The 10,602-nt window shown below is 37.2% G+C and carries 12 protein-coding genes; 3 read left to right on the forward strand and 9 right to left on the reverse strand.

Annotated elements, in window-relative coordinates; genetic code table 11:
* Positions 1–41 precede the first annotated feature (41 nt).
* The 4 genes from DRF59_RS20200 to DRF59_RS20215 all read right to left on the reverse strand — a co-directional run bounded on the left by DRF59_RS20200 (position 42) and on the right by DRF59_RS20215 (position 3,754).
* Complete coding sequence (locus tag DRF59_RS20200; protein ID WP_115964350.1) at positions 42–635, reverse strand: hypothetical protein; 594 nt, start codon at positions 633–635, stop codon at positions 42–44.
* Position 636: 1 nt separating this feature from the next.
* Positions 637–1,014 carry a YchJ family protein gene (locus tag DRF59_RS20205; protein ID WP_115964352.1) on the reverse strand — a complete coding sequence of 126 codons (378 nt, stop codon included), beginning with the start codon at positions 1,012–1,014 and terminating at the stop codon, positions 637–639.
* Positions 1,015–1,114: 100 nt separating this feature from the next.
* Entirely contained in the window at positions 1,115–3,256 is a 2,142-nt protein-coding gene (locus tag DRF59_RS20210; protein WP_115964354.1) for a M3 family metallopeptidase, read from the reverse strand.
* A gap of 129 nt (positions 3,257–3,385) precedes the next feature.
* On the reverse strand, positions 3,386–3,754 hold the full coding sequence (locus DRF59_RS20215) for an SPW repeat domain-containing protein (RefSeq protein WP_115964356.1): 369 nt from the start codon (positions 3,752–3,754) through the stop codon (positions 3,386–3,388).
* A gap of 230 nt (positions 3,755–3,984) precedes the next feature.
* Between DRF59_RS20215 and DRF59_RS20220 the strand changes: the two genes are divergently transcribed.
* On the forward strand, positions 3,985–4,800 hold the full coding sequence (locus DRF59_RS20220) for a head GIN domain-containing protein (protein ID WP_115964357.1): 816 nt from the start codon (positions 3,985–3,987) through the stop codon (positions 4,798–4,800).
* A gap of 2 nt (positions 4,801–4,802) precedes the next feature.
* Here the strand turns inward: DRF59_RS20220 and DRF59_RS20225 are convergent, their stop codons facing one another.
* The 5 genes from DRF59_RS20225 to DRF59_RS20245 form a co-directional block, all read right to left on the reverse strand.
* Positions 4,803–6,689: a monovalent cation:proton antiporter-2 (CPA2) family protein gene (locus tag DRF59_RS20225; protein WP_115964359.1), complete on the reverse strand. Its 1,887-nt coding sequence runs from the start codon at positions 6,687–6,689 to the stop codon at positions 4,803–4,805.
* A 5-nt stretch (positions 6,690–6,694) separates the two neighbouring features.
* Positions 6,695–7,216, reverse strand: a complete 522-nt coding sequence (locus DRF59_RS20230) for an NAD(P)H-dependent oxidoreductase (protein WP_115964361.1) — start codon at positions 7,214–7,216, stop codon at positions 6,695–6,697.
* A gap of 197 nt (positions 7,217–7,413) precedes the next feature.
* The gene (locus DRF59_RS20235; RefSeq protein ID WP_115964363.1) at positions 7,414–8,223 is read right to left on the reverse strand and encodes a TPM domain-containing protein; all 810 of its coding nucleotides are present in this window, start codon (positions 8,221–8,223) and stop codon (positions 7,414–7,416) included.
* Complete coding sequence (locus tag DRF59_RS20240; protein ID WP_185144940.1) at positions 8,204–8,632, reverse strand: TPM domain-containing protein; 429 nt, start codon at positions 8,630–8,632, stop codon at positions 8,204–8,206. Before DRF59_RS20240 ends, DRF59_RS20235 begins: the two co-directional genes overlap by 20 nt.
* Complete coding sequence (locus DRF59_RS20245; RefSeq protein WP_115964366.1) at positions 8,632–9,237, reverse strand: LemA family protein; 606 nt, start codon at positions 9,235–9,237, stop codon at positions 8,632–8,634. Before DRF59_RS20245 ends, DRF59_RS20240 begins: the two co-directional genes overlap by 1 nt.
* Before the next feature lie 73 nt (positions 9,238–9,310).
* On the opposite strand from DRF59_RS20245, the gene DRF59_RS20250 reads away from it, so the two are divergent.
* Both DRF59_RS20250 and DRF59_RS20255 read left to right on the forward strand, forming a co-directional pair.
* Entirely contained in the window at positions 9,311–9,805 is a 495-nt protein-coding gene (locus DRF59_RS20250; RefSeq protein ID WP_115964368.1) for a dihydrofolate reductase, read from the forward strand.
* 73 nt (positions 9,806–9,878) lie between these two features.
* A complete protein-coding gene (locus DRF59_RS20255) occupies positions 9,879–10,448 on the forward strand; it encodes a DUF2892 domain-containing protein (RefSeq protein WP_115964370.1) in 570 nt (189 codons plus the stop codon).
* Positions 10,449–10,602 lie beyond the last annotated feature (154 nt).

Here is a 10,602-nt window from a genome sequence, read left to right on the forward strand (position 1 = left end):
AAGAATGCAATAATTATAGGTGTCTTTCACCGGAGTTGTAATTATTCAGCATCATATTCCGTTACATCAATAAATGTCAGGAACCATTTTGCATCAATTTTTGTCATAATAAATCTGAATCCGTTTACCGGAGCATTTTCTTTACTGTTTTCAGCGAGTGTTACCAATACCACATTTTCAGAGTTAACGTTGATTTTGAAGATATCCTGGTCTTTTACAGGATATTGTTCTAAAAATGCATCAGCATATTCATTTACAATATTGGAATTAAGCTCTATAAACAGACCTTCTTTTTTCCATTTTTTATTTTCTGCATCATATGCGGGAGCTGTTCCAAACTGTACAGGAAACTGATTCCTGATATTCCATGCTTTTTGAATATATCCCAAAGGCATGCTGAAATCTACATCTTCGTTTAATACAAAACCTAAATCACCACTGCTTTTAAAAAGGATACCTACCCCATAAGTCTCATTAACATAAGGATTCATAAGATCTCTGTTGTGTGTTTGAAATCCTTTTAAAATGTCTGTAACAGCGGCAATGATCTGTTTTTTATCATCAGCATTCTGTGCATTAAAGAAGCTGAAACTGCAGAGCAGTAGTAGTACTGTGTATATAAAGTTCTTTTTCATATTAATCTAAAAATTTTCCTGAAACATAATACCAGCGTTCATGCATTTTCTGAAAAACAGAAAATTCATGGTGTATTTGCAGATGGCCGTCCTGATCTGTATAGTAAGCTTTAAACTCTACATGGTTAAGAGCAGGCGTTCTTATGATTTCAAGTTTTGTCCATTGATTAATTTCACCCCATTCCTGAAGATCCTGTTTATTATGATATTTCCTTTTTCCCGGAAGTGTTGTCTCCATTAAATATTCTCCGTTAGGAATAGCAAAGGCAGAGAATCTTGAGCGCATCAATGCCTCAGCAGTTGGTGCATGTTTTTCTTCTGTATGATAAGGCTTACAACATTCATCGTAGGTTTTTCCTGAACAGCAGGGGCAATCCATATAATCTATTTTAAATTTCAAACCGCAAAAATAGTAAATATCAGCAAAAGCAGGCCTTGGGCAAAAAAAGAAGCACTCTAAAAAAGAATGCTTCTGTTAATTATTTGATAAAACCTCTGTTTCTTAATAAAGGTTTGATGTCCGGATCATGTCCTGTGAAATCTCTGAAAGCCTGGTTAAGGTCTACAGAATTTCCTACTGAAAGAATGTATTTTCTGAAACGGTCTCCGTTTTCTCTGGTTAATCCACCATTGTTTTTGATCCATTCCCATGCATCATTATCCAATGTTTCAGACCATAGATAGGCATAATATCCTGCAGAATATCCACCTCCCCAGATATGGGCAAAATAAGGAGTGTGATATCTTGGAGGCACTGTTGATAATGTGAATCCGTGGCTTGCTAAAGATTGTTTTTCAAAATCTAAAACCGGAATAAACTGGCTGTCATTGGTTACAGTGTGCCAGTCCATATCCAAAGCTGCAGCAGAAACCAACTCAGTTGTCATGTATCCCTGATTGAAAGTAGCTGCCTTTTTAATTTTGTCTACCAGAGTCTGGGGAATCGGCTGCTTTGTTTCGTAATGAACAGCATAATTCTTCAGAACAACAGGATCCAGTGCCCAATGCTCATTGATCTGTGAAGGGAATTCTACGAAATCTCTAGGAACGTTGGTTCCTGAAAGCGAAGGATATTTCTGGCTGGCAAACATTCCGTGAATAGAATGGCCAAATTCATGGAAGATGGTTGAAACATCATCATAACTGATCAGTGAAGGTTTTCCCGGAGCCGGTTTCTGATAATTGTAGCAATTAACGATTACAGGTTTTGTTCCTAATAAATAAGACTGTTCAACAAAATTACTCATCCATGCTCCTCCGTTTTTGGAATCTCTTGTGTAGAAATCCAGATAATAAATAGCAATAGATTTTCCATCATGATCGAAAACTTCATAAGTCACCACATCAGGATGGTAAACCGGAAGATCCGTTCTCTTTTTGAAGGTCAGTCCATAGAATTTTTCGGCAGCAAAGAAAACTCCTTTCTCCAATACGGTAGTAATTTCAAAGTAAGGTTTTATTTCGCTTTCATCAAGATCATATTTTGCTTTTCTTACTTGTTCGGCATAGAAATTCCAGTCCCATGGCTCTACTTTGAAACCTCCTTTCTGCTGATCAATAAGGTCCTGAATATCTTTAGCTTCACGTTTTGCTGTCTCTACTGCAGGAGTTGCGATCTGATTCATCAGCTTGGTTGCTGCTTCAGGAGTTTTTGCCATTTGGTCCTGAAGTTTCCACTCTGCAAAGTTCTTCTTACCCAGAACCTGTGCTTTTTTAAGTCTGAGTTTTGCAAGCTTTTCAATGGTTTCCCTGGTATCATTTGCATCACCTTTCTCAGCTCTGAGCCATGAAGCTTTAAACAACTTTTCTCTTGTTGTTCTGTTTTTCAGGTTTTGTAAAAGTGGTTGTTGAGTTGTATTTTGTAAAGCCAAAAGATATTTTCCCGGCTGTCCGGCTGTTTTGGCATCAGCTGCCGCTGCTGCTATTTCGTCAGCAGAAAGCCCGTCCAGTTCTTTTGCGTCGGAAAAAAATACACCTCCCTGCTTTCTCGCTTCCAGAAGTTTATTAGCATATTGTGTGGAAAGTGAAGCAAGTTCCTGATTGATCTGCTTTAATTTTTCTTTATCTGCAGACGAAAGATTAGCTCCTGCAATTTCAAAATTCTGTTTATAATATTGAACCAGTCTTTTGCTTTCGGGATCAAGACCGTCTTCCTTAATGGATTTAATTCTTGTATAAAGGTTTTCATTAAGGTACATTTTATCAGAATGTGCAGCAAAGACCGGAGCATATTCTTCATCCAGGGCCTGTAAAACAGGATTTGTATTTGCACTTGTCAGATTTGAAAAAACAATCTGTGCTCTTCGCAATACCTCACCACTTTTTTCTAATGCAACGATTGTATTTTCGAAAGTAGGAGCTGCCGGGTTATTGGCAATTTTCAGGATTTCAGCTTCATGTTGCTTTAAGCCAAAGTCAAAAGCAGGCTTGAAGTGCTCATTTTTAATTTTATCAAACTCCGGAGCTTCATATTGAAGCTTACTCTTCTTCATAAAAGGGTTTGAAGATAATGATGGATCAGGAGCAGGAAGTTCCTGCTGAATATCGGTCTGTTTCATTGTAGTACAAGATTGATTGAACGCCAAGGCAGAAATTAATAATACCGATGAAATATTCTTCATAAAATAGTTGTTATTAAAGCATAAAGATATTAAAAATTACCGCATAGAAGATATTTATTTGGGAAAGTAGAGGCGCACAATATTTCCATAAATATTCGGAGGGATGCAATCAGTCAGATCCATATCTACTTAGCTGCTCCTGATGACAAATTTCGTATCAGGCGGTTGTTTGGTAGTGAGAATCACTGCCATAATTTCAAAGGCTCCCAGAATAACATGGGGCAGGAATACCTGCTTACTGAAACCGAATAACCATGGTGATATCAACAGAAGAACTGCAGACATCATATCGAGCAGTAAATGGCCTCTGAAAGAAAAAGCAGGAGCAATAGCATATTCGTAATCGGTAAGCAGACTGTAAATTAATGTAGAGATTCCCAGTATAACAGGCAGAGCAGTGGCGGGACCATGATCTGCAAATCCTAAAAGCCATGGGATGGCGATCAGTAGTATGCCCACGATATAGTCAAGGACAGCATGGATTTTTGATGAAATCATATTTATATTTTTTATGGTGTGTATGGTTATAGTACAAGCGTTATACCATTACAAGAATTTTTTAATGATTAATTGATTGATTTTCAGAGTTGTATTTTGTTTTTTAATAGTCTTTGTATATTGTGTAAAGAAGATTGTGTAAATAAAAACGATTACAATAATGTAATATTTTTCATACATTAGTTGTTATTAAATAATAATATCAGAAATAATTAATAAAAGAAATAAACATGAAAACAAGAACTCTTTTTATGCTTTCAGCCTTAGTGGTTATAGCTTCATGTAATGATAAACATGAGAGAAGAAATAAAGAAAAAAATGATTGGGTTGATACAGTAATTAATAAGGAAACCGGGCCTGTACAGCAAAGGGAATTTAATGGTGACTTCGATGAAATTCAGGTTTCACAGGCGATAGATGCAGAAATAATAAAATCTGAGACAGAGAAGGTTGTTATATCAGCTCCGCAAAGCATTATTGATGAAATTCTTGTTGATAATGAAGGAGGAAAACTACATATTCACTATAAGCCGGGAATCAGGGTGATGAATATTAATAAAGTTACAGCTAAAATCTATGCTAAAGATTTTACAAAGCTTATTGCAGGATCGGCCGCAAAAATAGAGGTAAAAGATAAGTTTACCCAGGAAAAGACAGATGTAGAAATATCAAGTGCAGGAAGTGTTTCCGGTAATCTGGAGGCCAATGACCTGGAAATTAATGCAAACAGCAGCAGTAATTTCACAGGAAAGATATGGGCTGTTAATCTTGATGTTGATGCTTCATCAGGGGCCAGCATTGATATTTCAGGGAAAGCAAAACATGCTGACATCAGTTCTTCTTCAGGCAGTAGTATTTCCGCTAAAGATGTTATAGCAGATAATGTGGATGCTGAGGCTTCCAGTGGTGCAAACGTTCATATCAGTGCTGTTTCTTCTGTTAGAGCAGAGGCATCTTCGGGAGGAAGTGTGGATATTATCAAAAAAGGAGAGCTGAAAACGGTGACCAAAGAAGAAAGTAGTGGTGGAAGCGTGAGTATCCAATAAACTTATTCAGTAGATTCTTCCTCATCTTCTTCATCTGCAGATGAGGAATCTTCCCAGTTTCTGTTATCAAAATTCAGGTTATCATAAGCTAATAATTCCTCCTCTCGCTGGAGGATTTCTTTTGTTGAGAACAGTGTGATGTCATCTTCCTCTTTTATTTTGGCCAGTTTTCTGATCGAAGCTTTATCAATGGCCATAAATCTTTGTCCAAGACGTCTGGCCGCATATTTTCTCATTCCTGTTTCATGAAGAACGTCAACAGCCATATCTACGGCAGTTCCCAATGTTTCACGATAAATATGATTGATTCCATTGTTTAGATAACCGTAAGCATCAATTCTGTTTTTTGCTCTTACATAGATCTTTACTTCCGGATAATGCTCACGTACAAGTTCAGCAATGAATTTGTTGTCATCAGGATCATCAAGACATAAAACCAAAATTTCTGCATCTTCGATACCGGCAGCCCTTAAGATGGGAATTCTTGTAGCATCTCCATAGTATACTTTGAATCCGTAACTTCTCAGCAGCTTTACACGATCTGAATCTCTGTCCAGAACGGTGGCTGATATTTTATTTGCTTTTAGCAGTCTCCCTACGGTACTCCCAAAATGACCAAACCCCACAATAATAATTTTTTTTTGACTTACATTACTATCCAGAATATTGAAGTCATGCTCTTCTTCGGGAGTATCTCTGATGAATTTAGGAGTAATAACCCGGTCGTTAATGATAAGGAGTATAGGAGTAATACACATGGTAATAGCGGTAACAGCCATTAGCTGAGCATTCAGTTCAGGACTTAAAAGATAGAGGTCAGAAGCATAGTTGATCAGGACAAAGGCAAATTCTCCTACCTGAGAAAGGGCAAATGCATAGAACAGGCTTTGTGGAGTGTCAATCCTGAAAAATTTTCCGATAGCATACAGAACAATAAACTTTACAATGAGTACGGCAAATACAGTACTGAAAATAAACAGTGGATCCTGTCGGATGATATTAAAATTGATAGTTGACCCTACACTGACAAAAAAAACAGCTAATAAAAGTCCCTTGAAAGGATTGATCTGTGCTTCAAGCTCATGACGGAATTCACTATTGGCCAGCATTACTCCTGCTAGGAAAGCCCCGAGTGCAGGCGATAAACCAATAACGACCATCAGTTCAGAAACTCCGATAACCAGAAATAATGAAGAGGCTGTTAATAGCTCGGTCATTCCGGATTTTGAAACATAGCGTAAAAATGGGACAAATACATATCTGCCTAACAAAATCAGTAAAGCTACTCCCATAATTACGGTTCCGGCCTGAAGCCACTCCGGAAGTTTCTGGATCAGAATCTGAATTTCATTGTCATGATGTTTTGCCTTGTAATTGGCAATCAGGGGTAGAATGGCTAAAATCGGAATTACTGAAATATCCTGAAATAGTAGAGTAGAAAAGGATGCTTCTCCTGCTGTTGTTTTGAAATTATTTTTTTCCTGCAGGGTCTGCAGAACAATAGCTGTAGAGGAAAGAGCAAAGCACATCGCTACAGCAACCGCCTTATCGACTCTCCAGCCTACACTTATAAATACCACAAATAATAATGAAATAGTAAGAAGCATCTGGGTAAGCCCTAACCCCATAATTTTTTTACGCATTTCCCAGAACTTTCGTGGCTCCAGTTCCAGACCTACCAGAAATAAGAGCATGATAACTCCAAACTCACTGGCATGCATAATGTCATCTACATTGTTTCCTGTAAGTTTAAGTACATAGGGTCCAATAATAATTCCTCCTAAAATATAACCAATGACTGAACTCAGACCTAATTTTCTTGCCAGTGGAACCATAATAATAGCTACACCCAGGAAGATTAATGTGTTCATTGCTAAACCGGACTCCATATATTTTATTGATTGAGCAGTTCTGTAAACTCTTTTTTATGCAGGATAATTTCTTTTTTTGATAACTTATTTGCTTCGTAAACAATCTTAATATGCTTTATATCTGCTTTGAAAACCTTTAATGAAACAATCAGTCCGCTGATCAGTTCATCAATGGTATACTGATAGGTGCCGGTTTTACTGAATGACCTTTCTTTTCCTCCGGTTGTTACCAGAATGTAGACTTCTTTATTTTCCAGAGGATTGTTTTTCCCGGCCTGAAGCCAATCTCGGTCGAAGACTTCATCAATCCATAACCTTAAAAGGGGAGGCATTCCAAACCATATTAACGGAAACTGAAAAATAAAACGGTCATAATTTGCAAGGCGTTTTCTTTCCCTGAAAGCAGCAATATGAAAGTCAGGATATTCCTCATAAAGGTCTCTTAAAGTATAATGCTGGTGACGAACGTAGAAATTGATGAGCTCTACATTCGAATTAGAGTGCTCCAGATATGGATGGGCAAATATTACCAGCGTCTTCTTCATAATCCTGTTTTCAGTAAATATAGTGAAAAAATATTGAATAAAATATGGATTTTGTAATGATTTATTATTTTTTTAATATGTAAAAGTTAATTTAATGTCAAGATAAATCAAAAAAATGACAGTATTTTGGGTTTTAAAATAAAAATCAGGCCATTGAGACCTGATTTGCTTATTGATTCTTGTAATGTTATAAGAGATTACCAACCTCCGGATGCGCCGCCACCGCCAAAGCTTCCGCCGCCACCGAATCCACCGAATCCTCCTCCGGAGCTTCCACCACCAAAGCCACCTCCTCCAAAACCACCAGGGAATGGAAAGAAACCGCCAGGATAGTTTCTGCGTCCTCTTCGTGTAATAATCACATCATCATCGTCATCATAATTTCCTCCACCACGGCCACCACCTCTGTTGCCAAAAAGAATGGCAATAATGATGAAGATGACAAAAGCAATGATCAGTACTTTAAATGCACTTCCGTTACCGGAAGGAGCAGTTGTTTCCACAGGTTTGAATTTTCCCTGAACCGCTTCCATAATGGCTGAGGTTCCACGGTTAATTCCTTCATACCAAAGGCCTTTCCTGAAATTAGGAGTGACAATATAATCTAGTATCTGCCCGGCTACGGAAGCTGTAAGATATTGTTCCACCGCCCGGCCTTGCTGAATTGACATTGTTCTGTCTTCTGTGGCGATAAGGAAAACAACCCCGTTGTCGACTCCCTTTTTTCCGATTTTCCATTTCTGCCCAAACATAGTAGCCAGAAAGTTGACATCTTCCCCTTTTGTAGATTTAATAATGATCACTTCAATTTCCGTTGAGGTAGAGTCTGCAAACCTGATCAGTTTATTGTTAAGTTCGTCTTTTTCCTGCTGGGAAAGAAGACCGGCTTCATCAAAAACAGGATATAGAACTGCGGGCTTTTCCGGAATGGTATATTGTGCTGATACAAAACTGTAAAAGCAGATCAATATAAATGAAAATACTATTTTAAGAGAACGTAATTTCATTCGGGAGCTGGTTTGGATTTTCTCCTTTTACAGGAAAATATTTTTTAAGTTCAAGGCCTGTTTCCAGGATAGCACTTTTTAATGCCTGATAGTAATTTCCTTTGGCAAATTCAGACGTTACATAGTCATGCAGGTGATCCCAGAATGATTGATGTACTTTTTCATGTATCCCGACATCTCCTATGATGGTAAGATATTTTTGTTCAAAGTTGATATGAAAAAGAACAGCATTCCTGTCAGCCGTTTTATCCATACATAGCTTTTTGAAAACTTCAAATGCTGTTTTTGCATTGTCGTTTTCCGTATTAGAGTCAATATGTACCCTGATCTCGCCTGTAGAATGGTCTTCTGCTGACTGAATCGCTTCCACAAGGGAATTGATCTGCTGATTTGTAAGGAAGTTACTCATTATTTGAATACTTCAGGTGCTTTCTGAGCTCCTGCTTCGGCTTTGAAATAAGGTTTTTCTTTGAAGTTGGTAAAATTCGCCAAAATATTATTGGGGAAAGTTTTGATAGAGGTGTTATAATCCTGGGCAGCCTCATTATAGTAAACCGTTTCTGTACGGATACTATTCTCAATAGCGGTATATTCTCTCTGGAAGTTAATATACTGCTGGTCTGCCTTTAAATTAGGATAAGATTCTACTACTGCCATTAACCGGCTTAAAGCACCGGATAATTCACCCTGTGCAGCCTGAAATTTGGCAATGTCAGCCTCTGTCATATTGGTTGGGTCAATGTTGATAGAAGTAGCCTTGGAACGTGCTTCTACAACCTGAGTTAACGTTTCCTGCTCAAATTTTGAATAAGATTTTACCGTTCTTTCCAGATTTGGAATAAGATTCGCTCTTTTCTGATATACGGTCTCTATATTAGACCATTTTGTATTGACATTCTGTTCTTTGGTTACGAAATTATTATATCCGCTTTTTCCCCAAAAGAATAGAACAGCAACAATAATAAGGAGGGCAATGCCAATTGTTCCGGCGCCCAGACATCCTTTATTTTTCATAGTTTATTTTTTTAAATTTTTTGTGCTAATCAAATATACAAATTATGTGCTAATTTTGTAAAAAATTATTTGAATGACAACAATAGTGGTGGCAATGGGAGAGAAGAATGAAATTGGTTTTGAAAATCAATTGCTCTGGCATCTTCCTAAAGATTTAAAACATTTTAAAGATATTACTTCCGGGCATCCGGTAATTATGGGAAGAAAAACATATGAAAGTATTGGAAAGCCTCTTCCAAACCGTACCAATATTGTTGTTTCAAGAAAAAATGACTGGTTTGAAGAAGGAATTCTCATTGTGGGAAGCATCAAAGAGGCTATAAAATTTGCCAAAAAGATTGATGAAGAAATCTTTATCATTGGTGGAGGCAACATCTATGAACAAACTATGGATATTGCAGACAGGCTTGAAGTTACTTTAGTGAAGGCTGATCTTACTGCGGATACATTTTTTCCTGAAATTGATCAAAAAACCTGGAAAAAGACAAATGAAGTATGTCATGAAAAAGATGAGAAAAATACTTATGATTTCTGTTTTCAGACTTTTGAAAAGGTGAAGAGCGAATAGTTAAAAAATCTGACTTCCAACTACTGGCTTCTAACCTCTAAATTTTTTATCTTTGCACTTCTAAAATTTAATAATGAATAAATACATAAAAATTGTAATAGCAGCACTTCTTATCCTGACAGGAGTTTATATGATGTTTTTTACAAGAGATCTTGGATGGGGAATTGTTGTATTTCTGCTTGCAGCATTTCCTATTTTACTTTTCTTTAAAAATGAATATATCCTTTTGGCATTCTGGCAGCTGAGAAAGCAGAATATGGAAAAAGCAGCAGAGTGGCTGACTAAGATCACGAATTATCCATCACAACTTCATAAATCCCAATACGGCTATTTCCATTATCTGCTTGGCTTAACTCAAGCCCAGGAACATCCGACCAAAGTAGAGCCTTTAATGAAAAAAGCCCTTGAATATGGATTAAATATGAAGCATGACAGGGCTATGGCTACTTTGAACCTTGCCGCAGCAGCAATTTCAAAGGGAAGAAAGCAGGAAGGGCAGAAGTTGCTGGAAGAAGCAAAAAGATTAGACAGTGCAGGAATGATGACTGATCAGATCAAAATGATGAAAGATCAGCTGAAAATGCCATCCATGCAAAAGCACATGCATAATCCAAACATGAGACAAAGAGGGAAATTCTTTTAAGCAAAAAATAGAAAAAGCATCTAAAATTAATAGATGCTTTTTTATTTTAAAGAATTGTCTCGTCCTGAAATAGCGATACACAAAAAAGAATCGTTATGGCAGAAACATTAACATCCACGTACATTAAACGTACCCAGAAGGATTACAGTTTAAG

It is taken from the genome of Chryseobacterium flavum (genome assembly GCF_003385595.1).
In the GTDB taxonomy this organism is placed as follows: Bacteria; Bacteroidota; Bacteroidia; order Flavobacteriales; family Weeksellaceae; genus Chryseobacterium; species Chryseobacterium flavum.

Excerpts from the sequence above, each read along its gene's own strand:
- DRF59_RS20215 (WP_115964356.1), bottom strand. The coding sequence starts at position 3,754 with ATGATTTCATCAAAAATCCATGCTGTCCTTGACTATATCGTGGGCATA.
- DRF59_RS20230 (WP_115964361.1), bottom strand. The coding sequence starts at position 7,216 with ATGAAGAAGACGCTGGTAATATTTGCCCATCCATATCTGGAGCACTCT.
- DRF59_RS20205 (WP_115964352.1), bottom strand. The coding sequence starts at position 1,014 with ATGGATTGCCCCTGCTGTTCAGGAAAAACCTACGATGAATGTTGTAAG.
- DRF59_RS20245 (WP_115964366.1), bottom strand. The coding sequence starts at position 9,237 with ATGAAAAATAAAGGATGTCTGGGCGCCGGAACAATTGGCATTGCCCTC.
- DRF59_RS20240 (WP_185144940.1), bottom strand. The coding sequence starts at position 8,632 with ATGAGTAACTTCCTTACAAATCAGCAGATCAATTCCCTTGTGGAAGCG.
- DRF59_RS20200 (WP_115964350.1), bottom strand. The coding sequence starts at position 635 with ATGAAAAAGAACTTTATATACACAGTACTACTACTGCTCTGCAGTTTC.
- DRF59_RS20225 (WP_115964359.1), bottom strand. The coding sequence starts at position 6,689 with ATGGAGTCCGGTTTAGCAATGAACACATTAATCTTCCTGGGTGTAGCT.
- DRF59_RS20220 (WP_115964357.1), top strand. The coding sequence starts at position 3,985 with ATGAAAACAAGAACTCTTTTTATGCTTTCAGCCTTAGTGGTTATAGCT.
- DRF59_RS20255 (WP_115964370.1), top strand. The coding sequence starts at position 9,879 with ATGAATAAATACATAAAAATTGTAATAGCAGCACTTCTTATCCTGACA.
- DRF59_RS20250 (WP_115964368.1), top strand. The coding sequence starts at position 9,311 with ATGACAACAATAGTGGTGGCAATGGGAGAGAAGAATGAAATTGGTTTT.
- DRF59_RS20210 (WP_115964354.1), bottom strand. The coding sequence starts at position 3,256 with ATGAAGAATATTTCATCGGTATTATTAATTTCTGCCTTGGCGTTCAAT.
- DRF59_RS20235 (WP_115964363.1), bottom strand. The coding sequence starts at position 8,223 with ATGAAATTACGTTCTCTTAAAATAGTATTTTCATTTATATTGATCTGC.